We start from the raw sequence: 24207 nt of genomic DNA on the forward strand, positions 1-24207 counted from the left end.
CAATGGCGAAGGCAAAATTTGAGCGGTTAAAGCCGCATGTTAACGTCGGAACGATCGGTCACGTTGACCATGGCAAGACGACCCTGACCGCAGCGATCACCAAGGTGTTGGCTGAGAAGATGGGTAAGGGTGAAGTCAAGGCCTTCGATCAGATCGACAATGCTCCCGAAGAGCGCGAGCGTGGTATCACCATTGCCACGGCTCACGTCGAGTACGAGACCGAAAACCGTCACTATGCTCACGTTGACTGCCCCGGCCACGCCGACTATGTCAAGAACATGATCACCGGAGCTGCGCAGATGGACGGCGCCATTCTGGTGGTGTCTGCCGCCGACGGCCCGATGCCCCAGACCCGTGAGCACATCCTGCTCGCCCGTCAGGTTGGCGTGCCGGCCATGGTTGTCTTTTTGAACAAAGCCGACATGGTTGACGACGAAGAACTGCTTGAACTGGTCGATATGGAGATCCGCGAGCTGCTGTCCAGCTACGATTTTCCCGGTGACGATATCCCGATCATCGCCGGCAGCGCCCTGGCCGCCCTCGAAGGGCGTGACGACGAAATCGGCAAGAACAAGGTTCTCGAGCTGATGGAAGCCGTAGACAGCTACATCCCCGAGCCCGAGCGTGCTATTGACCGTCCGTTCCTGATGCCGGTCGAAGACGTCTTCTCCATCTCCGGACGTGGTACCGTTGCCACCGGGCGGATTGAGCGCGGCATCATCAAGGTGCAGGAAGAAGTTGCCATCGTCGGGATGAAGCCCACCGTCAAGACGGTTGTTACCGGCGTCGAGATGTTCCGCAAGCTGCTCGATCAAGGTCAGGCAGGCGATAATGTCGGCATCCTGTTGCGTGGGGTCAAGCGTGAAGATATCGAGCGTGGCCAGGTGCTGGCCAAGCCCGGCAGTATCACCCCGCATACCAAGTTCAAGGCCGAAGCCTACATTCTGACCAAAGAAGAAGGTGGTCGTCATACCCCATTCTTCAAAGGCTATCGTCCGCAGTTCTATTTCCGTACCACTGACGTGACCGGGATTGTCGAGCTGCCCGAAGGTATTGAGATGGTCATGCCTGGTGACAACATTGCCATGACAGTAGATCTGATCACCCCGATTGCCATGGACAAAGAGCTGCGCTTTGCGATCCGCGAAGGTGGCCGTACTGTCGGCGCCGGTGTTGTCAGCGAAGTAATTGAGTAACAATAAAAAACTGAGGATTACAGATGTCTACACAAAAAATCAGAATTCGCCTGAAAGCGTACGATCACAGTTTGCTGGATCAGGCTGTAGCAGAGATTGTTGATACAACCAAGCGCACCGGATCACGTCTGGTCGGCCCGATCCCTCTGCCCACTGTTATCAATAAATACTGTGTGCTACGTGGACCCCATGTTGACAAAAAGAGCCGTGAGCAGTTTGAAATCCGTACGCACAAGCGTTTGCTCGATATTATGGATCCAACCCAGCAGACAGTAGACGCCCTGATGAAGCTTGATCTGTCGGCCGGTGTAGACGTGGAAATTAAGCTCTAGGCGTTTGTCTTTTAAGCGATAAGTTAAGGCTACGACAATGATCAATGGATTGTTAGGAAAGAAAATAGGAATGTCGCAAACCTTTGCGGCTGATGGCCAGCGTATTCCGGTGACGGTTATCGAAGCAGGCCCCTGTACGGTATTGCAATTGAAAACCGTCGCAACCGATGGTTATGATGCTGCTCAGGTTGGCTTTGGCGTAAAAAGTGCGCACCGTGTCAACAAGCCGGAAATGGGGCACTTCAAGAAGGCTGGTCAAGGTGCTTTTGTCTTTGTCCGTGAGTTCGAGACGACCGGTAACTGTGCTGTCGGCGATCAGATCGTTTGCACTATGTTCAAGCCGGGCGACCGCATTGACGTAACAGCTACAAGTAAAGGTAAGGGTTTCCAGGGGGTTATCAAGCGTTGGGGTTTTTCCGGCGGTCGCGCCAGTCACGGCTCCATGTTTAAGCGCAGACCCGGTTCTATCGGTCAATCAGCTACTCCTTCCAAGGTGATGAAGGGGAAGAAAATGCCAGGTCAGATGGGAAATCAGCGCACTACCACACAGAATCTGATCGTCGTTGATGTGAGACCGGAGCAAAATCTTCTTCTTGTCCGTGGTGCTGTTCCCGGCCCTAAAAACGGACTGGTTGAAATTCGCAAAGGCATTAAGGCTTAGCAGGCCAGGAGCTTCAGGAGTTAGATAATGGCAACAGCAACCTTGTATGATCAAAATAAAAATCAGGTAGGTGAGTGTACCCTGTCCGATTCGGTTTTTAATGTCGAAGTCAAGGAGTATTTACTCCATGATATGGTACGTTATCAGCGCGCCGCCCGCCGTCAAGGGACTGCAGCGGTCAAAAGCCGCAGTGCGGTTGCCGGTGGTGGTAAGAAGCCCTATCGCCAAAAGGGTACAGGCAACGCCCGTCAGGGAACCATTCGCGCACCTCACTTCGTTGGTGGTGGTGTTGCCTTCGGGCCGACGCCGCGTTCCTATGCCTTTAAATTGAACCGTAAGGTGAAGAAGGCCGCACTGTGCAGCGCCCTTTCTGCCCGCTTTCAGGGTGAAAAATTGCTGCTGTTGAAGGATCTTTCGCTTGAAACGATCAGCACCAAGCAATTTCGTCAGTTCGTTGAGCGTTTTGATGTTGAAGGAGCGCTGATTGTTATTGACAGTGAAAACAAAAATGTGGAACTGTCCGCGCGCAATCTGCATAAAGTCAAGGTTCTGCGTGCTGCCGGCATCAATGTCTATGATATTCTCAAATATCCGAATCTGATGATGACAGAGGCGGCTGTGACAGAAGTAGAAGGAGCGTTGGAGCAATGAAACCACTGCATCAGATTATTCGCAAGCCGCTGATTTCTGAAAAAGGCAACCTGCTCAAAGAGGACTGCGGCGTCGTTACCTTCGAAGTTGCGCGCGATGCTAATAAGGTCGAAATCAAGCGGGCTATTGAAGATGCCTTTGATGTCAAAGTGAAGACCGTTAACACCGCTATTATCCGAGGCAAGGTTAAGCGTGTAGGTACCAACTTGGGGCAGCGCAACAATTGGAAAAAGGCTTTTATCACCCTCGAAGAAGGCCATGACATCGATTTTTTCGGCGTCTAATCAGTACGCTTAGCAGGTATGGAGTAGCTAATTATGGGCATCAGAAAGTATAATCCGACTTCTCCCGGTCGTCGTCAAATGACGTCTTCGACTTTTGAAGAAATTACCAAAAGCAAGCCGGAAAGATCATTAATCGAACCGATCAAGCGTAGTGGCGGCCGCAACAATGCAGGGCGTATTACCAAAAGACACACCGGTGGTGGTCATAAAAAACAATATCGTGTGATCGATTTTCGCCGTGACAAGCTGGAAGTGCCGGCAAAGGTTGCCGCTGTAGAATACGATCCCAACCGCAGTGCGCGCATTGCTTTATTGTTTTACGCGGACGGTGAAAAGCGCTATATTCTTGCTCCATCGGGGCTTAATGTCGGGGACACTGTGGTTGCCAGCGAAAGTGCTGATATTCGTCCTGGTAACGCCCTTGCTATTCGCTCGATCCCTTTAGGTACCTGGGTTCACAATGTTGAGCTGAAGGTTGGCAAGGGCGGTCAGTTGGCCCGCAGTGCTGGTGCCTATGCCCAGATTGCCGCCAAAGAAGGTCGTTATGCGCAGTTACGCCTGCCATCGGGTGAGGTTCGCCTGGTGCTCCAGGAGTGCCGTGCAACAATCGGTCAGGTTGGGAATCTTGATCACGAAAAAATCAAGATTGGCAAGGCCGGCCGTAACCGTTGGCTGGGCAAGCGCCCACAGTCTCGTGGTGTGGCGATGAACCCGGTCGATCACCCCCATGGTGGTGGTGAAGGCAAGAGTTCCGGTGGTCGTCACCCGGTCACTCCCTGGGGTGTTCCGACCAAGGGTTACAAGACCAGATCTAATAAACGTACTGACAATTTTATTGTTCGTCGTAGAAACAAAAAATAGTAGCTAAGCCTGTAGGAGGCGTTCGTGGCAAGATCGGTAAAAAAAGGACCTTACGTGCAAGCATCGCTGATGCGTAAATTTGAAGTTGAGGGTGACACAAGTCGTAACAAGGTTGTCAAGACCTGGTCTCGACGTTCAACAATTATCCCTGAATTTGTCGGAATGACCTTTGCCGTACATAACGGTAAAAAGTTTGTACCGGTGTTTGTCAGCGAAAACATGGTTGGACATAAACTCGGTGAATTCGCGCCAACCCGTACCTACTACGGCCATGGCAGTGACAAAAAAAGTAAGGTCAGATAGTTAGTATCCTGACAGGAGTTTCGAATAATGGAAGCACAAGCTAAATTGCGAAACGTTCGCCTTTCTCCACGTAAGGCGAGACTCGTTGTCGATATGATACGTGGTAGAGATATTCAGGATGCCCTGAACCTGTTGCGCTTTTCGCCACAAAAAAGTGCTCCGATCGTCAGTAAGTTGCTTCAGTCGGCAGTTGCCAACGCTGAGCAGCAAGGTGCAGCTGATGTAGATAAATTGTTTGTTAAGTCGATTATGGTTGATCAGGGTCCCGTGCTCAAGCGCTTTATGCCGCGAGCTCAAGGGCGTGCCAGCCGGATTCGTAAACCGACCAGCCACATTACCGTGGTTTTGAACGTCAAGTAATTCGAGGAGGTATCCCTTTGGGCCAGAAAGTTCATCCGATAGGATTTCGTCTGGGTATCAACCGGACTTGGGAGTCCCGCTGGTACGCAGATGCTGATTATGCTGCCAAACTCCATGCAGATTTGAAACTGCGTGATTTTCTTAAAAAACGCCTTTTTCATGCGGGCATTTCCAAGATAGAGCTTGAGCGCGCTGCGAATAAAGTTAAGATCAATATCTATGCTGCGCGTCCCGGCATTATCATCGGTAAAAAAGGTTCTGAGGTTGAAGTTCTGAAAAAAGAACTGGCCAAAATTACCGATGATGAGTGTTTTATCAATATCCAGGAAGTACGCAAACCTGAAGTTGATGCGCAACTTGTCGCTGAAAACGTTGTGCTGCAACTCGAACGCCGGGTTGCATTTCGTCGCGCGATGAAGCGAAGTGTCACTATGGCCTTGAAATTTGGCGCCAAAGGGATCAAGATCACCTGTTCCGGTCGCCTCGGTGGTGCTGAGATGAGTCGAACCGAATGGTATCGTGAGGGGCGTGTTCCCTTGCACACCCTGCGCGCTGACATTGACTACGGTTTTGCTGAAGCAAAGACGACCTACGGAATTATTGGAGTGAAAGTACTCATTTTCAAAGGTGAAGTGCTAGGCAAAGAGAAAGAACAGCCAGCGGGCTGATCAGGAGTAACATATCATGTTAATGCCCAAGAAGGTTAAACATAGAAAGCAGTTTACCGGCAGGATGACCGGTCAGGCCACTCGTGGCACGGAAGTTAGCTTCGGCGACTACGCACTACAGGCGACTGAATGTGGTTGGTTATCCTCCCGTCAGATTGAAGCCGCTCGTCGAGCCATGACCCGCTACATCAAACGGGGCGGAAAAATCTGGATTCGCGCCTTTCCCCATAAGCCGGTCACCAGTAAGCCGGCTGAGACCCGTATGGGTAAGGGTAAGGGTTCCCTTGACAAGTGGGTTGCTGTCGTCAAACCCGGTCATATTCTCTATGAGATGCAAGGGGTAACCGAGGACATCGCCCGTGAGGCATTCCGCCTTGGCGCCCATAAACTGCCGATGAAAACCAGGTTCGTGAAGAGAGAGGTCGGTAATGAAGACTAGCGAATTTAAAGATCTCAATATCGATGAGCTTTGTGCCAAAGAGGCTGAGCTGCAGAAGGAATTGTTTAACTTACGCTTCCAGTTGCATACCGGCCATTTAGAAAATTCGGCCAGAGTGTCCCAGGTGCGCAGGGATATTGCGCGGGTCAAGACGTTTCTGTCCAGCAAGCAGCAAGCTTAAGTGAGAGGTCACATGAGTCAAGAAGTTACAGAGCGCGGCAAGAGAAATACCAGGGTGGGCATTGTCGTCAGCGACAAGATGGATAAAACCGTTGTTGTCAAGATGGATAACCTGGTGAAACATAGCATGTACAAAAAAATCATCAAGCGGAAGGTCACCTGTAAGGCTCACGATGAGACAAACAGTTGCTCCATCGGTGATAAGGTTCTCATTGTTGAATCCAGACCCTTGTCGAGAGACAAGCGGTGGCGTGTGCGCCAGATACTGGAGAAAGCCGTTACGGCGTAGGAGTTGATGTCATGATCCAGATGCAATCCATGCTTAGCGTGGCAGATAATTCCGGGGCCAAGAAACTTTGTTGTATCAAGGTTCCCGGTGGTTCCAAGCGCAAATACGCCGGAGTTGGCGATATCATTATTTGTAGCGTGAAAGAGGCTTTGCCGAATTCAAAAGTTAAAAAGGGTGATGTCGTCCGTGCCGTAATTGTCCGGACAACCAAAGAGGTGCCCCGTCCAGACGGATCCTTTATCCGTTTTGACAGCAACTCAGCAGTTGTTGTCAATACCGGTAATGAACCTATTGGAACCCGTATTTTTGGCCCTGTTGCCAGAGAACTGCGTGCTCGCCATTTCGTGAAGATCGCGTCGCTGGCTCCGGAAGTTCTGTAGTAAATCATCACTGGAGAAATTAAGTCATGTCTATAGCCAAACTGCATGTCAAAAAAAATGACATGGTGAAGATTATCGCAGGTAAGGAGCGTGGCAAGACGGGTAAGGTATTGCGCGTGTTGCCTGACAAGGGGCGGGTCATTGTTGAAAGTTTGAACGTTGTAAAGCGTCATACGCGTCCGAGTCAGCTCAATCCCGAGGGTGGCATTGTTGAGAAAGAAGCGGCAATCAGTCTTTCCAATGTCATGCTTGTCTGTGGGTCCTGCAGCCAGCCGACTCGTACCGGTGTGCGCAAGCTGGAAGATGGAAATAAAACCCGTTACTGCAAAAAATGTAACGCGAGCGTTGATAAATAAACGGAGATCTTGATGGCCAGGTTAAAGAAGATTCATCTTAACGAGCAGGTTCCAGCTCTGATGAAAGAATTCCAGTACAGAAATGTGATGGAAGTTCCAAAAATTGAGAAGGTAGTCCTTAATATGGGGTTGGGCGAAGCCATCCAGAATCCTAAACTCCTCGAATCCGCCGTAGAGGAACTCGGTCGGATTACCGGTCAGAAGGCAGTCATTACGAAGGCCCGAAAGTCGATTGCCAGTTTCAAGTTGCGTGAGGAAATGTCAATCGGTGTTTGCGTTACCTTGCGACAAGACCGTGCCTGGGAATTTCTTGATCGGCTTATCAACGTGGCCTTGCCGCGTGTTCGCGATTTTAAAGGGATTTCGGCAAAGGCCTTCGACGGGCGTGGAAACTACACCCTCGGGATACGCGAACAACTGATTTTTCCAGAAATTGATCTTGACCGCATCGCCAAGATTTCCGGACTGAATATTACCATTGTCACAACGGCAAAAACTGACGAAGAAGGACGTGCTTTGTTGTCCGGACTCGGCATGCCGTTCAGAAAATAGTTATTACCCAAAGCGGAGGAAACTGTGGCAAAGAAATCGATGATTGCTAAATCAAAACGAACCCAGAAGTTTGGTGTTCGTCAGTATAATCGCTGCCCGATTTGCGGTCGTCCACGTGCTTATTATCGTAAGTTTGATATGTGCAGAATTTGTCTGCGGAAACTGGCGTCAGCAGGGAAGATTCCCGGTGTCGTCAAGTCCAGCTGGTAACAGCGTTAAGGAGAACCATCTATGTCCATGACAGATCCGATGGCAGACTTGCTCACCCGCATTCGTAATGCCGGAATGGCTGGTCATGCAAAACTTGATTTGCCATCGAGCAATATGAAAGTTGCTGTCGCAACCGTGTTGCAAGAGCAGGGTTACTTGAAGAACTTCAAGGTTATCAGTGATAACAAGCAGGGAATTTTGCGGATTTTTTTGAAATACGATGAAAATCAACTCCCGGTTATCCATGAGATTAAGCGGATTTCTAAGCCTGGTTGCCGTGTTTACGTCGGCAAGGGGGAGATTCCCAGAGTTAAAAATGGTCTTGGAATATCTATCTTGTCGACCTCCAAAGGTGTCATGGACGACGTCTCTGCGCGCCGTGAAAATGTTGGTGGCGAAGTTATCTGTACCGTCTGGTAGAGCAGAGCGAGGAGTTACAAAATGTCACGTATAGGAAAGTTGCCAATTCCCATTCCAGCCGGGGTCAAGGTATCTCTAAAGGATCATGAGATAACCGTGACTGGTCCCCAGGGAACCCTGAAACAGGCACTGCACGAGCGAATGGTTATTGTTGTTGAAGCGGAGCAGATTATTGTTAATCGTCCCAGCGACGATAAAACCGATCTGGCGCTGCACGGCTTGACCCGTTCGTTGATCAACAACATGGTCGTTGGTGTGACCCAGGGCTTCAAAAAAGGTCTTGAGATTCATGGTGTCGGCTATCGGGCCGAAGTCAGCGGCAAGGTGCTCACCATGTCCCTCGGGTACTCTCACCCGGTTGTCTATGAGTTGCCTGAAGGAATATCGGTTGAGGTGGAAAAACAGACCAAATTAACCGTTAGTGGTATTGATAAGCAGCTGGTCGGCTCTGCATCGGCAAAGATTCGTTCGTTCCGTGCTCCCGAACCTTATAAAGGCAAAGGGATCAAGTACGCTGATGAACGTATCCTGCGCAAGGCTGGCAAGGCTGGTAAATAGATGCTTATAAAGCAAGGAGCAAAACTGTGAATGTCTCTCAGAAAAGACGTCTAGCGCGACTCAAGCGTCAAGCCCGCGTGCGTAAAAAAATTCGTGGGACGAGTGAACGCCCCCGGCTTTCTGTTTTTCGCAGTGCAAAACATATTTACGCCCAGATTATTGATGACACAGCAGGTACTACCCTGGTAGCTGCCTCTACGCTGGAAAGCGGCATCGATATGAATTCCAAGGGCAATGTTGAAGCTGCAAAGGTCGTTGGTACTGCTGTTGCCCGTAAGGCACTCGAAAAAAATATCAGCAGTGTTGTTTTTGATCGAAATGGATTCCTGTATCAGGGGCGCGTTCAGGCTCTGGCCGATGCGGCACGGGAAGCTGGACTCAAACTATAGAGGAGATGATCTGTGCTGCGCATTGATCCAGATAAATTGGAATTGACCGATCGTGTTATACACATCAACCGTAACGCCAAGGTTGTTAAAGGTGGGCGGCGCTTCAGCTTTTCTGCCCTGGTTGTGGTGGGTGATGGTAACGGCCATGTTGGTTATGGTCTTGGCAAAGCTAAAGAGGTGCCGGAAGCGATTCGCAAGGCTGTCGAGCAAGCCAAGAAGAGCCTTATCAAGGTGCCGATTCAACCGGGCAGCACGATTCCCTATGACGTCATTGGCAAGTTTGGTGCCGGCAGGGTGCTGCTCAAGCCGGCATCTGAAGGTACCGGAGTCATTGCCGGCGGCGCGGTGCGTCCCGTTCTTGAGTCCGTTGGGGTTGGCAACGTTTTGACCAAGTGCCTGGGTACGAATAATCCGCACAATGTTGTCAAAGCTACCATTAATGCATTGAAAATGCTTAAGAGTCCGGAAGAAATTTACGCACGCCGCGGAATTAACCAGGCCTGAGCAAGAAATTAGGGAGACACAGGATGGCGACAGAAGTTAAAGTCACCTTAAAAAAGAGTCCTATTGGCCGTAAGGCTTATTTTTCCAATGTACTCAAGGGCCTCGGATTTAGACGCCTTAACCAGACAGTGACATTGCCGGACACTCCAGAAACTCGTGGAATGATTCGCAAGGTTGAACACATGGTGGTCGTAGAGGACTGATTTCAGAATAAAGGGCAGTATCATGGATTTAAGTCAATTGAAACCGGCTCCCGGTTCTACAAAAAATAAAAAGCGCATTGGTCGTGGTCCAGGTTCCGGAACGGGTAAGACTGCCGGTAAGGGACATAAAGGTCAGAAGGCACGTAGCGGTGGCAGTATCAAGCCTGGCTTTGAGGGTGGCCAGATGCCGCTGCAAAGACGTTTGCCCAAGCGTGGCTTCACCTCGATCAACAAGAAAGATTATAACCTGATTAACCTGCGTGATCTTGATTGCTTTGATGCCGACACGACAATCAGCCTCGAGCTTTATGGCAAGTCAGGTTTGGTGAAGAAAATGAAAGATGGGATCAAGATTCTCGCCGATGGTGAGCTGTCCAAGGCCCTGACTGTTCAGGCCCACAAATTCAGCCGCGCTGCAGTAGAAAAAATTGAAGCTGCAGGTGGTAAGGCTGAGGTCATTTAATGCTATCGACTGTACAGAATATTCTGGCAATACCGGAATTACGCCGCAGGATTGCCTTTACCCTCTCTATTCTTGCAGTTTATCGCATTGGCTGTCATGTGCCGACGCCGGGTATCGACGGTCAGGTTCTCTCCCAGTTCTTCGCTGGAACGGAAGGGACGCTGTTAGGTCTGGTCAGTGCCTTTACCGGTGGTGCCCTCGAGATGATGGCGGTGTTTGCGCTGGGTATCATGCCCTATATCAGCGCCTCCATTATTCTGCAGTTGCTGACGGTTGTTTATGAGCCGTTGGAAAAGCTGTCTAAAGAGGGAGAGCAGGGGCGTAAGAAAATCACTGAATACACCCGTTACGGCACTATTGTTTTAGCTGTTATTCAGGGGGCCGGCATGGCCTATGGCCTCCAGGGTATGGTTGGTCCCGCCGGAGAGCCGGTTGTTCCTAACCCGGGTGCTGGTTTTATCCTGATGACAGTAATCACTCTGACGGCTGGTACCGCGTTTGTTATGTGGCTTGGTGAGCAGATCACTGAACGCGGCATTGGTAACGGTATCTCGCTGATCATCTTTGCGGGTATTGTTGCCGGGATGCCTTCGGCTATCGTTAATACCCTGCGATTGCTGGAAACCGGCGCCATGACACCGACAGTGGTTATCTTTATTCTCGTTTTGATGCTTGCTACCGTTGGCGCTATTGTTTTCATGGAACGAGCCCAGCGCCGCGTACCGATTCATTATGCCAAGCGGGTTGTTGGCATGCGCAATATGGGCGGTCAGTCGAGTCATCTGCCGATGAAGATTAATATGGCTGGTGTTATTCCACCGATCTTCGCCAGTTCGATTATGATGTTTCCAGCGACGATAGCGAGCTTTGTTGATGCCCCATGGGTCCAGCGGGTCTCTGGCTATCTGTCACCTGAGCACCTGGTCTATAATATCTTTTATGTTGCATTTATCGTTTTCTTCTGCTACTTCTACACGGCTATAACCTTTAACCCGGTGAACGTGGCTGAAAACATCAAGAATCAGGGTGGTTTTGTGCCTGGCATCCGGCCGGGTAAGGAAACTGCGACCTATTTAGATACTGTGCTCAGTCGCTTGACCTTTGCAGGTGCCATTTACGTGTCAGCTGTTTGTGTGTTGCCAACGGTTCTGATCAGTCAGCTCAATGTGCCCTTCTTCTTTGGTGGAACGGCGCTGCTGATCGTCGTCGCCGTTGGTATGGACACATCGGCGCAGATCGATGCGCACCTGATTTCACGTTCGTATGAAGGATTTATGAAAGGCGTCACCCTTAAAGGGCGTCACGGTTAAGGTTTTCTGTTATGAATCTGATATTGCTTGGCCCTCCGGGAGCAGGAAAAGGCACCCAGTCTGTATTGCTTGAAAAGCATTTTGGAATTCCGCAAATTTCTACTGGAGACATACTCCGTGCAGCGGTTAAGGCCTCTACACCCATGGGAGTGAAGGCAAAGAGTTTTATGGATGCCGGCAACCTGGTGCCTGACGAGGTTGTTGTTGGCATTGTGCGTGAGAGGTTGCAGGAATCCGACTGTGCTAACGGCTTCATTCTTGATGGTTTTCCCCGCACTGTTCCGCAAGCTGATGCCCTTAACGAATCATTGGTGCAGTTATCCAGGGAATTGGACGCGGTGGTTTCCTTGCAGGTAGATATCCATGCCCTGGTGGAACGTCTGACCGGACGCCGTACCTGCAAAGAGTGCGGTAAGGGTTACCATGTGACGTTTGATCCACCTGCCGCAGATGGAACATGTTCCGCCTGTGGTGGCGAATTGGTTCAGCGTGACGATGATCATGAAGAGACAATCCGCCGCCGGATGCAAGCATATCATCAGCAGACGGCACCCCTTGAGGAGTATTATCGTCTTGCCGGGCTGTTACTTACTGTCGATGGTATGTCGGGCATTGAGGACGTGCAACAGACGATTCTGACTGGGTTACAGGCGAGCTGATTTGATAGTATTAAAGTCCCAGGCTGAGCTGAAAAAAATGCGCCGGGCCGGGCGTCTGGTCGCCGAAGTACTGATGATGCTGCGTGACAAGATCAAGCCGGGAGTAACCTCCCTGGAACTTGACACAATAGCAGACACACAATGTCGTAAATGGAAGGTTAAGCCTGCATTCAAGGGCTACGGTGGTTTTCCTTTTACAATTTGTGCATCACCAAACGAGCAGATCGTGCATGGCTTTCCAAATACCACCCCGTTGGTAGAGGGAGATATTCTCAGTATCGATTTTGGTTTGATCTCTGAGGGATTTTACGGCGATCACGCTATTACCTTTCCGGTTGGCAAGGTTGATGACGATACCCAGCGCTTGCTTGATGTGACCCGACAATCGTTACAGCAAGGGGTTGATGCTGCGCAGCCCGATGGTTATTTGACAGATATTTCCCACGCTGTTCAATCCTGGGTTGAGAATGCAGGCTTTAGTGTGGTACGCGAATTTGTTGGTCATGGAATAGGCCGTCAACTCCATGAAGATCCGCAGATACCAAACTTTGGTTCGCCAGGTGCCGGCCCCCGATTGCGACCGGGGATGACACTGGCTATTGAGCCGATGGTTAATGTTGGTAAGCCGGGCGTTATCATCCTTGATGATGGGTGGACTGCCGTCACCGTTGATGGTCAACGCTCAGCTCATTTTGAGCACACAGTTGCAATAACAGAAAACGGTCCGGAAGTACTTTCCCGGATTGATTGGTAACTCCCACATAATCTGTTGGGAAATGGATAGGAAAAGGATCTCACAATGAAGGTAAGAGCTTCGGTCAAGAAGATCTGTGATAAGTGCAAAACAATCAAACGCAAAGGTGTTATCCGGATCATCTGCGAGAATCCCAAACACAAGCAAAGACAGGGATAAGGCCCTAGGAGGAAAAATTGGCACGTATTGCTGGAGTTGATCTGCCGCGCAACAAGCGCATTGAAGTGGCCATGACCTATGTTTATGGGATCGGTCGCACCAAGTCAAAAGAAATTCTTGATCAGGCCGGTGTCGATTACAACGCCCGCACCGATGATCTGACTGAAACTGAACTGGCCACGATTCGTGAATTGGTTGATCACAACTGTCGCGTAGAGGGTGATTTGCGTCGCGAAATATCGATGAATATCAAGCGTCTGATGGACCTTGGTTGTTATCGTGGGCTTCGTCACCGTAAGGGGTTACCGGTTCGCGGTCAGAACACCAAGAATAATTCACGGACACGCAAGGGTCCTAAGAAGACAGTTGCCGGCAAGAAGAAATAAGCGGAGTTATCATGGCTAAGTCAGGAAAAAAAGTTGTTCGTAAAAAGGTAGAAAAAAAGAACATTGCGCGTGGTGTCGCGCATATTCAATCTACCTTTAATAATACCATTGTGACCATTACCGACCCGATGGGTAACGTAGTAGCCTGGTCAACCTCAGGTGCAAAAGGATTTAAGGGATCACGCAAGAGTACACCTTTTGCCGCTCAGATTGCTGCTGAAGAAGCAGCAACCAAAGCCATGGAACATGGCATGCGCTCGGTTGAGGCCTATATCAAGGGGCCTGGTAGCGGAAGAGAGTCTGCATTGCGTGCACTTTCCCTCGCTGGACTGACAGTCACAATGATTAAGGACGTCACTCCAATCCCCCATAATGGCTGCCGTCCGCCCAAGCGTCGTCGCGTATAAGCAACAAGGAGGAAGAAGTTGTCTAGGTATTCAGGACCTGTCTGCCGTCAGTGCAGAAGAGAAAACGCCAAATTGTTCCTTAAAGGGGACAGATGTTACACCGATAAATGTTCCCTGGAACGGCGTAATTACGCACCAGGACAACATGGACAGCGTCGTACCAAGCTGTCTGATTATGGCAGCCAGTTGCGCGAAAAACAAAAGGTCAAGCGAACTTACGGTTTGCAGGAAAAGCAGTTCAGGCTGTATTTTACCAAGGCTGATCGTATGCGTGGTGTCACCGGCGAAAATTTGCTGGTTCTTCTGGAAAGACGCCTTGACAGTATTGTTTACCGCCTGGGTTTCGCCGCATCACGTTCGCAGGCACGTACTTTGGTACGTCATGGCCATTTTCAGATTAACGGCCACAAGGCCAATATTCCATCACAGTTGATTCGTCCTAATGATGTTGTCACATTGATCGAAAAGAGCCGGCAGATTGCCTGTATTAACGAGTCCCTGGATAGCGTTATGCGCCGTGGTCTACCGTCTTGGCTAGAGCTTGAACGCGATGCTTACAAAGGGTCGATGAAGACCTTGCCGGTCCGCGCAGAGTTGACGACTCCAGAAATTAACGAGCGTTTGATTGTCGAACTCTACTCAAAATAATCGCAACCTCGCCAAGGACTCTTGAGAGGGAGATTCAAGAAATATGTACAAAAACTGGAGAAACCTGATCAGCCCCAAACGTCTTGAGGCGACTGAACTGACTGCCACTTATGGCAAGTTTGTGGCGGAACCTTTTGAACGCGGCTTTGGAACGACCCTTGGTAATTCCTTGCGCCGGGTGCTGTTGTCGTCATTGCAAGGCGCAGCTATATCATCTGTTCGCATCAAAAACGTCGCTCATGAATTTTCCAATGTGCCGGGTGTTACTGAAGATGTGACCGATATCATTCTTAATCTCAAGGGGGTGAAGGTTCGTCTGCATGGCCACGAGAATCGTAATGTTCGGATTGTTCAAAAAGGCCCTGGTGTTGTTCGCGCTGGTGATTTGATCACTGACAGTAACGTTGAGATTCTCAATCCGGAACATCACATTGTGACCTGCGGTGAAGAATCTGACCTGGAGATGGATATGCATGTCTCCATGGGCAAGGGTTACCTCTCGGCTGAGCGTGTACGTGATGAAAATGCACCGGTCGGTACGATTCCGATTGATGCCTTGTTTTCGCCGATTCTCAAGGTCAATTATATGGTTTCCAACGCCCGTGTCGGTAATATGACCGACTACGATAAGCTGACCCTGGAGGTCTATACCGATGGTAGTGTGACCCCTGAAGACTCCGTTGCTTATGCGGCAAAGATTCTCAAGGAACAACTACAGATCTTTATCAACTTTGATGAAGACCAGGAGCCACAGGCTCAAGAGGAAGAGGGCGAAAAGAACAAGATCAACGAAAATCTCTATCGCTCCGTCGAAGAGCTGGAGCTGTCAGTTCGTAGTGCCAACTGCCTCAAGAATGCCCAGATCAATCTGATTGGTGAACTGGTCCAGCGTTCTGAAGCAGAGATGCTTAAAACCCAGAACTTTGGCAGGAAATCATTGAACGAGATTAAGGATATCCTGGCCGATATGGGCTTGAGCCTGGGGATGAAGATTGATTCTTTTCCTGATCCCGAATACTTGAAACTGATACGAAAAGGTCAGGATGACGAATAATCGTCCTGTGATTGTTTAAGAAAGGAACATCCCGATGCGTCACAATAAATCAGGAAGAACACTGGGTCGCAAACCAGACCATCGTCAGCACATGATGCGTAACATGGTGACCTCTTTTCTTCAGAATGAAAAAATAACAACCACGGTCACCCGTGCCAAGGAACTGCGCAAGTTGGCAGAGAAAATGATTACCCTGGGCAAACGTGGGGATCTCCATTCACGGCGTCAAGCACTGCGCGTCATTCGTGAGCCGCAGGTCGTTGCGCGCTTGTTCGATATGATTGCACCGCGGTTTGCCGACCGGCCCGGCGGCTATACCCGTATTTTGCGTTTGGAAAATCGACTTGGGGATAATGCCCCGATGGCTATTATTGAATTGGTTGAAGAAGGCTATGTCGCTCAGGCTACTGATGATGCCGACAGCAGCGAAACAACAGCCACAGAAACCGAGCAAAAGGAAGTGGCCGCGAATTGATTTCGGCCAGCCGGTAATTATCTAAGGGCAAAGAGATGTAAACCTCTTTGCCCTTTTTTCGTGGTCGCCAATGAGTCTAAACATCTCATTCTTTTAATAAAGGCTCGTTTTGGCATGTTATCGGTAGCAGGCCGACGACTTTTATCCGCGATTGGTGGTAACGATGCATGAAAAAAAAATGCGCTTGCTGCAGGACTCGATCAGCAAATTACTCCGCCGTGACGCCACTCCAAACCTAAAAAAAGTTCTTTCCAAGATCCATCCCGCCGATATTGCGCACATCTTCCGTTACTTTGATATTAATGAACAAAAAACCCTGCTTTCGCTGATTTCTGATCTTGATCGCGCTGCTGATGTTCTGGCTGAACTGGATCCCGATTCCTGGCCGGAACTTGCCGGACTCCTCGACCGCGATTATCTGGTCTCTATCGTTCATCAGATGGCTGATGATGACAGCGCCCTGTTTATTCGCAGTCTTCCCGATGAACTGGCTGAAGATATCCTGACCGAAATGCATGATGACCATTCCGAGGATGTCGAGCGTCTGCTTGCTTATGACGAGGATTCAGCCGGTGGCATCATGTCAACGGATGTTTTTTCCCTTAACCAGGATCTCACCGTCAAGCAGGCGATTGACAAGCTCCACGATGCTCAGGACTACGAGATGGTCTTTTACGTCTATGTAACCGACGAGCACAATCATCTGGTGGGGGTTTTATCGCTGCGTCAGCTGCTAACCGTGGTTCCCCACACCAAACTTTCTGCGATCATGTCGACCAATGTCATCCGTGTGCGGGTCGACATGGATCAGGAATATGTCGCCGAATTGGTGGCTAAATATAATATTCTGGCGATACCGGTTGTTGATGAACATGGCAAGCTGATGGGGGTGATTACCGTTGATGACGTAATCGACGTTATGCGCGACGAAGCGACGGAAGATATCCTACGCATGGCGGGTACGACCGAAGAAGAATTGCTGCTGGGGTTTCGCTCCTTCAGTATCGCCCGCCTGCGGCTGCCATGGCTGCTGATGACCTTGTTCGGCGGGGTGACCACCGGGTTTCTCATGTGGATGTTCAGGACGACCCTCGAACAGGTGATTATGCTGATTTCTTTTGTTCCGGTTATTACCGGTATGGGGGGAAATGTCGGTGGCCAATCATCAACTATTCTGATTCGCGGTTTTGCCACCGGCCGCATCGACTTTGCCAGTCTGCGTCAGGTTTTTTTCAAGGAGTTCCGGGTTGGATTGATCATGGGCTCGGTCTGCGGTGTCGTCATTGCCCTGGTGGCGATGATCTGGCATCAGAATGTCTATATCGGCCTGGTAGTTGGCCTTGCCATGGTTGCAGCTATTACCGTGGCGGCCTGTATGGGGGTTGTGGTGCCGTCATTCTTCAAAAAAGTGGGGATCGATCCGGCCATTGCATCGAGCCCTTTTATCCAGACCGCCAACGATATCACCGGAATTCTCATCTATTTCGGTACGGCGACTGTATTTGTCCGGCTGCTGGTCTGATGGGTGTGTGGCCATGAAGGGAACCCTGCTGCGCAGTGAAGGCGTGGTGTTGCGCTACGTTAATTATGGTGAGGCGGATCGCATTGTCAGTGTTTTTACTGCCCCCTGGGGAATCACAAAAGGGTTTGCCCGGTCTGCGCGCTCCAGTCGCAAGCGTTTTGGCGCGGCACTGGAACCCTTTACCCAGGCCCTGTTTTATTGGCGCCAGGGGCGCGGTGAGCTCTGGACGTTACAGGAAGCCGATCTGATGACCTCACGTAGCGGCCTGCGTAGCGATCTCGATCGTCTCGCTTTGGCCGGTTATGGTGTTGAGCTGGTGGAGTTGCTGGCGGCGGATGCCGCAGATCATCAGCGCATTTATCAATTGCTCTGTAGTTATCTTGACTATCTTGAGGCTGGTGGCGACCATGCCGTCGCGCGCCTGTTGTTTGAGTTGCGCCTGGTGTATCTGCTGGGGTACATCCCCCATCTTTTACACTGCAGCGAGTGCCTGAAAATATTCGCTAATGAGCCGGTGCGTTTCGATTCCCGCCGTGGTGGCAGCCTCTGCCGTGATTGTGCCGGTGCCAACGACCTCGAGGTCGGGTTGGGCAGCATCGGTTCACTGGCGCGCTCACTGCGGATTTCACACCAGCAGTTTGAGGGATTCCGGCTGGGAGCGACGACCATTCGTGACGGTCATATGCTGCTCTCCCAGGTGCTGCGTCAGATTCTGCCGCGTGAACCGAACTCATTGAAATTTCTCGCCCGCTTGGGTGCCCGTGAATCTTGACATCCTTATGGGTGATCGCTAAACTCCCGAAAGCAGATGATCTTTCCTTATTTTTGTTGTAGCAGGCTTTTGCCTGTCTCTTGGAGGTACCGTGACTTTTCAGGAATTAATCCTTTCCCTGCAGAACTTCTGGGCCGCCCAGGGGTGCATCATTCAACAGCCGTACGACATCGAAAAAGGTGCCGGAACCTTTAACCCCGCTACTTTTTTGCGGGTGCTCGGTCCTGAACCCTGGAACGTGGCCTATGTCGAGCCATCACGGCGCCCGACCGATGGTCGTTATGGTGAGAATCCCAACCGTTTGCAGCACTATTACCAATTTCAGGTCATTCTCAAGCCCTCGCCACTGAATATTCAGGATTTGTATCTGGATTCCCTCAAGAGCTTTGGTATCGATCCCCTTGCCCATGACATCCGCTTTGTTGAAGACGATTGGGAATCTCCCACCTTGGGGGCGTGGGGATTGGGCTGGGAGGTCTGGCTGGACGGCATGGAAATCACCCAGTTCACCTATTTTCAGCAGTGTGGCGGTATCGATTTAAAGCCGATCCCCGGCGAGATAACCTACGGTATTGAGCGCATCGCCATGTACCTTCAGGGGGTGGATAATGTCTACGACCTGGAATGGGTCAAGGGGATACGCTACGGCGATGTGCATCATCAGACTGAAGTGGAATTTTCACACTACAATTTTGAAGAAGCCGATACCGATATGCTGTTCCAGCTTTTTACTATGTACGAAAAGGAATCGGTGCGTCTGGCGGAGAAAAAACTGGTGTTTCCAGCCTACGATTTTGTACTAAAGTGCTCCCATACTTTCAACCTGCTTGACGCGCGCGGGGCTATTTCGGTGACCGAGCGCGCCAGTTACATTGGTCGGGTGCGCAATATGGCCAAGCTTTGTGCCGTTGCCTATGTTGAACAACGTGAACGGCTTGGTTTTCCCCTGTTGAATAAATAACCGAAACTACCAGCTGCCAACTGCCTGCAAGGATTGGAGACATACATGTCTGCAGAACTGTTTCTCGAATTGGGAACGGAAGAAATTCCCGCCGGATTTATTCCGCGCGCCCTTGAAGATATGGAAAACCTGCTGCGTCAGGAACTCGCGCACGCCCGTGTCAGCCATGGTGCGGTACGGACCTTTGCCACCCCGCGTCGCCTCGCCATTTCCATTGCCGACGTGGCGCGGGTGCAGCACCGCCAGGAACTCGAATTGACCGGTCCGCCGGCACGGATTGCCTATGATGCGCAGGGGCAACCGACCAAAGCCGCGATCGGCTTCGCCCGCACCAACGGGGTTGATGTGGCGGAGCTCAAAATCGTGCAGACAGAAAAAGGGGAGTACCTTGGCCTTTCGAAGGTCATTGAGGGAGGCAACACCACTGATCATCTGCCGGAGATACTGACCCGGGTCATTAACAAAATCAGTTTTAAAAAGTCGATGCGCTGGAAAGATATGGATGTGCGTTTTGCCCGCCCGATGCACTGGATTGTTGCCCTTTATGGTGGAGCAGTGGTGCCGGTGACCTATGGCGATTTGCACAGCGGGTGCCGCTCACGCGGGCATCGCTTTATGGCTCCGGAAGAATTCAGTGTTTCAGGGGTGGATGAGTATATTGACAAAGCCCAACAGCATCACGTCATTGTCGATATCGCTGTCCGCCGACAGGTGATTGAGGAACAGCTGGCGGCCTTGGCCGAGCAGCTCGGTGGACGCATCAACCCTGACGACGATTTATTGCAGGAGGTCACCTTTCTGGTCGAGTCGCCGCAGGCTCTGGCCGGCAATATCGCGGCCGACTTTCTGCAATTACCGCCGGAACTGCTGATTACCAGTATGCGTGAACATCAGCGTTATTTTACCCTGATTGATGAGCAGGGTAAATTGCTCCCCCATTTTATCACCGTTGCCAATACCCATGCGGTTGATCCAGCTGTCGTGGTCGCCGGTAACCAGCGGGTGCTCAAGGCGCGGCTGGCCGATGCCATGTTTTTCTGGCGTGAAGATCAGAAAGTAATGCTGGAGTCGCGCCTGGAAGCCCTGAAAAAGGTGGTTTATCAGGCCCAGCTGGGTACCAGTTTTGAAAAGGTTGAACGGTTCAGTCAGCTTGCCATTGGTCTGGCCGAGCTGTTTGCCGCGGAAACTCTGGAGCTGACCCGCCGCGCCGCCTGGCTGGCCAAGTGCGATCTGGAAACCGCAATGGTTTACGAGTTTCCCGAGTTGCAGGGGGTAATGGGGCGTGAATATGCCCTGCTCGAAGGGGAAGATCCCCGTGTGGCAACCGCCATTTACGAACATTACCTGCCGACCCAGGCCGGCGGTGTACTACCTTCCGATGATGTCGGTGCTTTTGTCTCTATTGCCGATAAAATCGACACCATCTGTGGTTGCTTCAGCGTTGGTCTGATCCCTACGGGAACTGCTGATCCTTACGCTTTGCGGCGCAATGCGATTGGTGTCTTGAGCATTATTCTCGATCGCGGCTACCCCCTTTCTATTCCCGATTTGGTCGCCCGCAGTGTTGCTCTGCTGGACGGTAAGCGCCAGCGCCCGGCGCAGGAGGTGGTGACCGATGTGATCACCTTTATCCGACTGCGTCTGGTCAATCAGCTGGCGCAGCAGTATCCGGCCGATGTCGTGGATGCCGTATTGAGCGCCTCTTTCGAGGCACCGATCGATGCCTTGGCACGGATCAAGGCCCTGACGACCTTGAAACAGCGTGCCGGTTTTGACCTGTTGAGCGTGGCGTTCAAGCGCGTCGGTAATATGGTCAAGCAGCGGACTGATTCCCGGGTCGATAGCCATCTGTTGATCGACGTCAGTGAAAAAGAGCTGTACCGGCAGGTGCAGTTGGTGGAAAAAGAGGTGTCCGTCGCCGTACAAAAGCGCGACTACGTAAGCGCTCTGGAGGCTGTCGCGCAACTGCGCAAGCCGGTGGATGCTTTTTTTGATGATGTGATGGTGATGGTGGAGGATGCCCCGATCAGAAACAATCGACTGGCGCTACTGACCGCAATTTCTGCTCTGTTCAGCAAAATTGCCGATTTTAATCGCTTGTCCTGAGCTGGGTTTTGGGGCGGCATTTCTACGTGTGAGGAGAGACCAGCATGGCAAAGTACGTTTATTCGTTTGGAGAGGGTGCTGCTGATGGTGACAGTACCATGCGTGAGTTGCTGGGCGGCAAGGGGATGAATCTTGCCGACATGACCTCGATCGGTCTGCCGGTGCCGCCGGGTTTCACCATAACCACCGAGGTGTGCAAGGCCTTTTATGCCAATGATCGGCAGTATTCGGATGAGGTGCGCCGGCAGGTGGCTGACGCTTTGCAGTTACTCGAAAAGCGCATGGGAAAATCTTTCGGTGACGGCAATAATCCGCTGCTGGTGTCGGTGCGTTCCGGTGCTCCTGCCTCCATGCCGGGCATGATGGATACGGTACTCAACCTTGGTCTCAACGATCAGACCATTCAAGGGGTGATCAGACAGAGTAACGATCCACGCTTTGCCTACGATTCCTACCGGCGTTTCATTCAGATGTATGCCAATGTTGTGATGGGGATGGATGGTGAAATCCTCGAACACTTGCTCGACCGGAAAAAACACCAGTGTGGCGTAACCCTTGATACGGAGCTCAGTGCTGACGACCTCAAACAACTGGTTGCCGAGTTCAAGGCGAGCTGCAAACAGACACTGCAACTGGATTTTCCCGAAGATCCGTTGGCGCAGTTGTGGGGAGCGATCAATGCGGTTTTCGGTTCCTGGATGAACCCCCGTGCGGTAACCTATCGCAAGCTGAACGGCATCCCGGCGCACTGGGGTACCGCTGTCACCGTTCAGGCAATGGTGTTCGGCAATATGGGGGATGATTGCGCTACCGGCGTTGCCTTTACCCGTGATCCCTCTACCGGTGAAGATTACTTTTATGGCGAGTATCTGGTCAATGCCCAGGGTGAGGATGTCGTCGCCGGAATTCGCACGCCGCAGCCGATCAATCGCGCTAAATATCAGGAAGGCGACCTGCCGGCGATGGAAGATGTGATGCCGGCCAGTTATCAGGAACTGGTGAAGATTCGCGATCTGCTTGAAAAACACTACAAGGATATGCAGGATATTGAGTTTACCATCGAAAAAGGGAAACTCTATATGCTACAGACCCGCACCGGTAAACGCACCGCTCACGCCGCTATCCGCATTGCTGTAGAGATGGTCAAGGAGGGGTTGATCAGCGAACAGGAAGCGGTGCTGCGGGTCAACCCTGACCAGCTTGACCAACTGTTGCACCCCTCCCTCGATCCACAAGCAAAAACGACTGTCATCGCCAAAGGGTTGCCGGCATCACCAGGAGCGGCCAGTGGCCAGGTCATCTTCACCGCCGATGAAGCAGAAGAACTGGCACGGCTTAAAAAAGATGTCATTCTTGTCAGGGTTGAAACCAGCCCGGAGGATATCCATGGCATGCACGCCGCCCGCGGCATCCTGACCGCCCGTGGCGGGATGACGTCCCACGCCGCAGTCGTTGCCCGTGGTATGGGAAAATGTTGTGTTTCCGGCTGTGGCGCGATCAAAATTGATTATGAGAAACAGCAGTTTGTCACTGAATCCGGACTGGTGGTGAAACGCGGCGAATATATCACCCTCGATGGCTCCGCTGGTGAGGTGCTGCTGGGCAACGTTCCCAAGATCGAACCGGAAGTCAGTGGTGATTTCGCAACCTTGATGGCCTGGGCCGACGGCTGCCGGCGCCTGAAGGTGCGGACAAATGCCGACACCCCCTACGATTCCAGGGTGGCGCGCGACTTTGGCGCTGAAGGGATTGGCCTGTGCCGGACTGAGCACATGTTCTTTGAGGGCAACCGGATTCAGACCGTGCGCGAGATGATTCTGGCCAATGACCTCGCCGGCCGTAAGCGTGCCCTCGACAAGATCCTGCCGATGCAAAAGGAGGATTTTCTCGGGATTTTCCGCGCGATGAAAGGGCTGCCGGTTACTATTCGCCTGCTCGATCCGCCGCTGCACGAATTTTTGCCGCAGAACGACGATGATGTGTCCGAATTGGCTCAAGCGGTCGGGATCCGTTTCTCTGAGGTCAAGTCTCACGTGGGAAAACTCCACGAGTTTAACCCGATGCTCGGCCATCGCGGTTGTCGTCTGGCGATCACCTATCCGGAAGTCTACGATATGCAGGTCCAGGCGATTATGGAGGCAGCCTGTGAGCTGGTGCGCGATGAGCAGTTTGAGATTGAGCCGGAAATCATGATTCCACTGGTCGCTCATGTCAATGAACTGCGGATCTTGCGTGAAAATGCGGTCAAGGTCGCTGATGCTGTTTGTGAGCGTTATGGGGTCAAGGTCAAATACCTGATTGGTACCATGATCGAACTCCCTCGCGCCTGTCTAACCGCCGATGCTATTGCCACAGAAGCTGAATTCTTTTCGTTTGGTACCAACGACCTGACCCAGACCACCTATGGTTTGTCACGCGATGATGCCGGTAACTTCCTGCCCGACTATGTTGACCGCGGCGTGTTGAAAAAAGATCCTTTTGTTGCGCTGGATCAGCGTGGGGTCGGAGAATTGGTCAGGATCGGATTTGAACGGGGACGGGCTACCCGTCCTGATCTGAAAGTCGGGATCTGCGGTGAACATGGGGGTGAGCCTTCCAGTGTCATCTTCTGCCACAAGATTGGCCTTGATTATGTGTCCTGTTCCCCTTACCGGGTTCCGGTAGCGCGCCTGGCAGCTGCTCACGCCGCCATCCTCGAAACATAACCCACCTATGTTCTGACGTAATCATGCGGC

Annotated in this window: 36 protein-coding genes; all 36 read left to right on the forward strand. The window is 51.4% G+C overall.

The window, feature by feature from the left end; genetic code table 11:
- Positions 1-2 precede the first annotated feature (2 nt).
- Positions 3-1196 (forward strand): elongation factor Tu, encoded by a 1194-nt coding sequence (gene tuf / locus AC6F7T_RS06030; RefSeq protein ID WP_500717098.1) that lies wholly within the window; start codon positions 3-5, stop codon positions 1194-1196.
- 23 nt (positions 1197-1219) lie between these two features.
- The gene (gene rpsJ, locus AC6F7T_RS06035; RefSeq protein ID WP_500717099.1) at positions 1220-1528 is read left to right on the forward strand and encodes a 30S ribosomal protein S10; all 309 of its coding nucleotides are present in this window, start codon (positions 1220-1222) and stop codon (positions 1526-1528) included.
- A gap of 37 nt (positions 1529-1565) precedes the next feature.
- The gene (gene rplC, locus AC6F7T_RS06040; RefSeq protein ID WP_500717100.1) at positions 1566-2189 is read left to right on the forward strand and encodes a 50S ribosomal protein L3; all 624 of its coding nucleotides are present in this window, start codon (positions 1566-1568) and stop codon (positions 2187-2189) included.
- Positions 2190-2216: 27 nt separating this feature from the next.
- Positions 2217-2840: a 50S ribosomal protein L4 gene (gene rplD / locus AC6F7T_RS06045; RefSeq protein ID WP_500717101.1), complete on the forward strand. Its 624-nt coding sequence runs from the start codon at positions 2217-2219 to the stop codon at positions 2838-2840.
- On the forward strand, positions 2837-3124 hold the full coding sequence (gene rplW / locus AC6F7T_RS06050; RefSeq protein ID WP_500717102.1) for a 50S ribosomal protein L23: 288 nt from the start codon (positions 2837-2839) through the stop codon (positions 3122-3124). Before rplD ends, rplW begins: the two co-directional genes overlap by 4 nt.
- Positions 3125-3157: 33 nt before the next feature.
- Positions 3158-3985 (forward strand): 50S ribosomal protein L2, encoded by an 828-nt coding sequence (gene rplB / locus AC6F7T_RS06055; protein ID WP_500717103.1) that lies wholly within the window; start codon positions 3158-3160, stop codon positions 3983-3985.
- Positions 3986-4009: 24 nt separating this feature from the next.
- A complete protein-coding gene (rpsS, locus tag AC6F7T_RS06060; protein ID WP_500717104.1) occupies positions 4010-4288 on the forward strand; it encodes a 30S ribosomal protein S19 in 279 nt (92 codons plus the stop codon).
- A gap of 27 nt (positions 4289-4315) precedes the next feature.
- Positions 4316-4648 carry a 50S ribosomal protein L22 gene (gene rplV / locus AC6F7T_RS06065; protein WP_500717105.1) on the forward strand — a complete coding sequence of 111 codons (333 nt, stop codon included), beginning with the start codon at positions 4316-4318 and terminating at the stop codon, positions 4646-4648.
- Positions 4649-4665: 17 nt separating this feature from the next.
- A complete protein-coding gene (rpsC, locus tag AC6F7T_RS06070) occupies positions 4666-5316 on the forward strand; it encodes a 30S ribosomal protein S3 (RefSeq protein ID WP_500717106.1) in 651 nt (216 codons plus the stop codon).
- A 16-nt stretch (positions 5317-5332) separates the two neighbouring features.
- On the forward strand, positions 5333-5755 hold the full coding sequence (rplP, locus tag AC6F7T_RS06075; RefSeq protein WP_500717107.1) for a 50S ribosomal protein L16: 423 nt from the start codon (positions 5333-5335) through the stop codon (positions 5753-5755).
- Complete coding sequence (gene rpmC, locus AC6F7T_RS06080) at positions 5745-5936, forward strand: 50S ribosomal protein L29 (RefSeq protein WP_500717108.1); 192 nt, start codon at positions 5745-5747, stop codon at positions 5934-5936. The genes rplP and rpmC overlap by 11 nt, the downstream gene beginning before the upstream one ends.
- 12 nt (positions 5937-5948) lie before the next feature.
- Positions 5949-6224, forward strand: a complete 276-nt coding sequence (gene rpsQ, locus AC6F7T_RS06085; protein WP_500717109.1) for a 30S ribosomal protein S17 — start codon at positions 5949-5951, stop codon at positions 6222-6224.
- Positions 6225-6235: 11 nt separating this feature from the next.
- Positions 6236-6604 carry a 50S ribosomal protein L14 gene (gene rplN / locus AC6F7T_RS06090; protein WP_500717110.1) on the forward strand — a complete coding sequence of 123 codons (369 nt, stop codon included), beginning with the start codon at positions 6236-6238 and terminating at the stop codon, positions 6602-6604.
- 26 nt (positions 6605-6630) lie between these two features.
- Positions 6631-6960 (forward strand): 50S ribosomal protein L24, encoded by a 330-nt coding sequence (rplX, locus tag AC6F7T_RS06095; protein WP_500717111.1) that lies wholly within the window; start codon positions 6631-6633, stop codon positions 6958-6960.
- 12 nt (positions 6961-6972) lie between these two features.
- Complete coding sequence (gene rplE, locus AC6F7T_RS06100) at positions 6973-7512, forward strand: 50S ribosomal protein L5 (protein WP_500717112.1); 540 nt, start codon at positions 6973-6975, stop codon at positions 7510-7512.
- A 24-nt stretch (positions 7513-7536) separates the two neighbouring features.
- Entirely contained in the window at positions 7537-7722 is a 186-nt protein-coding gene (locus tag AC6F7T_RS06105; protein WP_500717113.1) for a type Z 30S ribosomal protein S14, read from the forward strand.
- Positions 7723-7743: 21 nt separating this feature from the next.
- Positions 7744-8142, forward strand: coding sequence for a 30S ribosomal protein S8 (gene rpsH, locus AC6F7T_RS06110; RefSeq protein ID WP_500717114.1), 399 nt, complete (start codon positions 7744-7746; stop codon positions 8140-8142).
- 21 nt (positions 8143-8163) lie between these two features.
- Complete coding sequence (rplF, locus tag AC6F7T_RS06115) at positions 8164-8700, forward strand: 50S ribosomal protein L6 (protein WP_500717115.1); 537 nt, start codon at positions 8164-8166, stop codon at positions 8698-8700.
- Between the two features lie 26 nt (positions 8701-8726).
- Positions 8727-9089, forward strand: coding sequence for a 50S ribosomal protein L18 (gene rplR / locus AC6F7T_RS06120; protein ID WP_500717116.1), 363 nt, complete (start codon positions 8727-8729; stop codon positions 9087-9089).
- A gap of 12 nt (positions 9090-9101) precedes the next feature.
- Entirely contained in the window at positions 9102-9593 is a 492-nt protein-coding gene (rpsE, locus tag AC6F7T_RS06125) for a 30S ribosomal protein S5 (protein WP_500717117.1), read from the forward strand.
- A gap of 23 nt (positions 9594-9616) precedes the next feature.
- Complete coding sequence (gene rpmD / locus AC6F7T_RS06130) at positions 9617-9796, forward strand: 50S ribosomal protein L30 (RefSeq protein ID WP_500717118.1); 180 nt, start codon at positions 9617-9619, stop codon at positions 9794-9796.
- A 22-nt stretch (positions 9797-9818) separates the two neighbouring features.
- On the forward strand, positions 9819-10259 hold the full coding sequence (rplO, locus tag AC6F7T_RS06135) for a 50S ribosomal protein L15 (RefSeq protein WP_500717119.1): 441 nt from the start codon (positions 9819-9821) through the stop codon (positions 10257-10259).
- Positions 10259-11569 (forward strand): preprotein translocase subunit SecY, encoded by a 1311-nt coding sequence (gene secY, locus AC6F7T_RS06140; RefSeq protein WP_500717120.1) that lies wholly within the window; start codon positions 10259-10261, stop codon positions 11567-11569. Before rplO ends, secY begins: the two co-directional genes overlap by 1 nt.
- 11 nt (positions 11570-11580) lie before the next feature.
- Positions 11581-12228: an adenylate kinase gene (locus AC6F7T_RS06145; RefSeq protein WP_500717121.1), complete on the forward strand. Its 648-nt coding sequence runs from the start codon at positions 11581-11583 to the stop codon at positions 12226-12228.
- 1 nt (position 12229) lies between these two features.
- A complete protein-coding gene (gene map, locus AC6F7T_RS06150; RefSeq protein WP_500717122.1) occupies positions 12230-12982 on the forward strand; it encodes a type I methionyl aminopeptidase in 753 nt (250 codons plus the stop codon).
- 45 nt (positions 12983-13027) lie between these two features.
- A complete protein-coding gene (rpmJ, locus tag AC6F7T_RS06155) occupies positions 13028-13141 on the forward strand; it encodes a 50S ribosomal protein L36 (RefSeq protein WP_191154481.1) in 114 nt (37 codons plus the stop codon).
- Between the two features lie 17 nt (positions 13142-13158).
- The gene (gene rpsM / locus AC6F7T_RS06160; RefSeq protein ID WP_500717123.1) at positions 13159-13527 is read left to right on the forward strand and encodes a 30S ribosomal protein S13; all 369 of its coding nucleotides are present in this window, start codon (positions 13159-13161) and stop codon (positions 13525-13527) included.
- Positions 13528-13538: 11 nt separating this feature from the next.
- Positions 13539-13934, forward strand: coding sequence for a 30S ribosomal protein S11 (gene rpsK, locus AC6F7T_RS06165; protein ID WP_500717124.1), 396 nt, complete (start codon positions 13539-13541; stop codon positions 13932-13934).
- A gap of 18 nt (positions 13935-13952) precedes the next feature.
- Positions 13953-14582: a 30S ribosomal protein S4 gene (rpsD, locus tag AC6F7T_RS06170; RefSeq protein ID WP_500717125.1), complete on the forward strand. Its 630-nt coding sequence runs from the start codon at positions 13953-13955 to the stop codon at positions 14580-14582.
- A 43-nt stretch (positions 14583-14625) separates the two neighbouring features.
- Complete coding sequence (locus AC6F7T_RS06175; protein ID WP_500717126.1) at positions 14626-15636, forward strand: DNA-directed RNA polymerase subunit alpha; 1011 nt, start codon at positions 14626-14628, stop codon at positions 15634-15636.
- Between the two features lie 34 nt (positions 15637-15670).
- Positions 15671-16111 (forward strand): 50S ribosomal protein L17, encoded by a 441-nt coding sequence (rplQ, locus tag AC6F7T_RS06180; protein WP_500717127.1) that lies wholly within the window; start codon positions 15671-15673, stop codon positions 16109-16111.
- Positions 16112-16274: 163 nt separating this feature from the next.
- Positions 16275-17633, forward strand: coding sequence for a magnesium transporter (gene mgtE, locus AC6F7T_RS06185; protein ID WP_500717128.1), 1359 nt, complete (start codon positions 16275-16277; stop codon positions 17631-17633).
- Positions 17634-17646: 13 nt separating this feature from the next.
- Complete coding sequence (gene recO, locus AC6F7T_RS06190) at positions 17647-18405, forward strand: DNA repair protein RecO (protein WP_500717129.1); 759 nt, start codon at positions 17647-17649, stop codon at positions 18403-18405.
- 91 nt (positions 18406-18496) lie between these two features.
- On the forward strand, positions 18497-19366 hold the full coding sequence (gene glyQ / locus AC6F7T_RS06195) for a glycine--tRNA ligase subunit alpha (protein WP_500717130.1): 870 nt from the start codon (positions 18497-18499) through the stop codon (positions 19364-19366).
- A 45-nt stretch (positions 19367-19411) separates the two neighbouring features.
- Positions 19412-21472, forward strand: coding sequence for a glycine--tRNA ligase subunit beta (gene glyS, locus AC6F7T_RS06200; RefSeq protein WP_500717131.1), 2061 nt, complete (start codon positions 19412-19414; stop codon positions 21470-21472).
- Positions 21473-21516: 44 nt separating this feature from the next.
- Positions 21517-24177, forward strand: a complete 2661-nt coding sequence (ppdK, locus tag AC6F7T_RS06205; protein ID WP_500717132.1) for a pyruvate, phosphate dikinase — start codon at positions 21517-21519, stop codon at positions 24175-24177.
- The last annotated feature ends 30 nt before the right edge of the window (positions 24178-24207 follow it).

The organism is Pelovirga sp. (assembly GCF_059864205.1).

Excerpts from the sequence above, each read along its gene's own strand:
- tuf (WP_500717098.1), top strand. The coding sequence starts at position 3 with ATGGCGAAGGCAAAATTTGAGCGGTTAAAGCCGCATGTTAACGTCGGA.
- rpsJ (WP_500717099.1), top strand. The coding sequence starts at position 1,220 with ATGTCTACACAAAAAATCAGAATTCGCCTGAAAGCGTACGATCACAGT.
- rplC (WP_500717100.1), top strand. The coding sequence starts at position 1,566 with ATGATCAATGGATTGTTAGGAAAGAAAATAGGAATGTCGCAAACCTTT.
- rplD (WP_500717101.1), top strand. The coding sequence starts at position 2,217 with ATGGCAACAGCAACCTTGTATGATCAAAATAAAAATCAGGTAGGTGAG.
- rplW (WP_500717102.1), top strand. The coding sequence starts at position 2,837 with ATGAAACCACTGCATCAGATTATTCGCAAGCCGCTGATTTCTGAAAAA.
- rplB (WP_500717103.1), top strand. The coding sequence starts at position 3,158 with ATGGGCATCAGAAAGTATAATCCGACTTCTCCCGGTCGTCGTCAAATG.
- rplV (WP_500717105.1), top strand. The coding sequence starts at position 4,316 with ATGGAAGCACAAGCTAAATTGCGAAACGTTCGCCTTTCTCCACGTAAG.
- rplP (WP_500717107.1), top strand. The coding sequence starts at position 5,333 with ATGTTAATGCCCAAGAAGGTTAAACATAGAAAGCAGTTTACCGGCAGG.
- rpmC (WP_500717108.1), top strand. The coding sequence starts at position 5,745 with ATGAAGACTAGCGAATTTAAAGATCTCAATATCGATGAGCTTTGTGCC.
- rpsQ (WP_500717109.1), top strand. The coding sequence starts at position 5,949 with ATGAGTCAAGAAGTTACAGAGCGCGGCAAGAGAAATACCAGGGTGGGC.
- rplN (WP_500717110.1), top strand. The coding sequence starts at position 6,236 with ATGATCCAGATGCAATCCATGCTTAGCGTGGCAGATAATTCCGGGGCC.
- rplX (WP_500717111.1), top strand. The coding sequence starts at position 6,631 with ATGTCTATAGCCAAACTGCATGTCAAAAAAAATGACATGGTGAAGATT.
- rplE (WP_500717112.1), top strand. The coding sequence starts at position 6,973 with ATGGCCAGGTTAAAGAAGATTCATCTTAACGAGCAGGTTCCAGCTCTG.
- rpsH (WP_500717114.1), top strand. The coding sequence starts at position 7,744 with ATGTCCATGACAGATCCGATGGCAGACTTGCTCACCCGCATTCGTAAT.
- rplF (WP_500717115.1), top strand. The coding sequence starts at position 8,164 with ATGTCACGTATAGGAAAGTTGCCAATTCCCATTCCAGCCGGGGTCAAG.
- rpmD (WP_500717118.1), top strand. The coding sequence starts at position 9,617 with ATGGCGACAGAAGTTAAAGTCACCTTAAAAAAGAGTCCTATTGGCCGT.
- rplO (WP_500717119.1), top strand. The coding sequence starts at position 9,819 with ATGGATTTAAGTCAATTGAAACCGGCTCCCGGTTCTACAAAAAATAAA.
- secY (WP_500717120.1), top strand. The coding sequence starts at position 10,259 with ATGCTATCGACTGTACAGAATATTCTGGCAATACCGGAATTACGCCGC.
- AC6F7T_RS06145 (WP_500717121.1), top strand. The coding sequence starts at position 11,581 with ATGAATCTGATATTGCTTGGCCCTCCGGGAGCAGGAAAAGGCACCCAG.
- rpmJ (WP_191154481.1), top strand. The coding sequence starts at position 13,028 with ATGAAGGTAAGAGCTTCGGTCAAGAAGATCTGTGATAAGTGCAAAACA.
- rpsK (WP_500717124.1), top strand. The coding sequence starts at position 13,539 with ATGGCTAAGTCAGGAAAAAAAGTTGTTCGTAAAAAGGTAGAAAAAAAG.
- AC6F7T_RS06175 (WP_500717126.1), top strand. The coding sequence starts at position 14,626 with ATGTACAAAAACTGGAGAAACCTGATCAGCCCCAAACGTCTTGAGGCG.
- rplQ (WP_500717127.1), top strand. The coding sequence starts at position 15,671 with ATGCGTCACAATAAATCAGGAAGAACACTGGGTCGCAAACCAGACCAT.
- mgtE (WP_500717128.1), top strand. The coding sequence starts at position 16,275 with ATGCATGAAAAAAAAATGCGCTTGCTGCAGGACTCGATCAGCAAATTA.
- recO (WP_500717129.1), top strand. The coding sequence starts at position 17,647 with ATGAAGGGAACCCTGCTGCGCAGTGAAGGCGTGGTGTTGCGCTACGTT.
- glyS (WP_500717131.1), top strand. The coding sequence starts at position 19,412 with ATGTCTGCAGAACTGTTTCTCGAATTGGGAACGGAAGAAATTCCCGCC.
- ppdK (WP_500717132.1), top strand. The coding sequence starts at position 21,517 with ATGGCAAAGTACGTTTATTCGTTTGGAGAGGGTGCTGCTGATGGTGAC.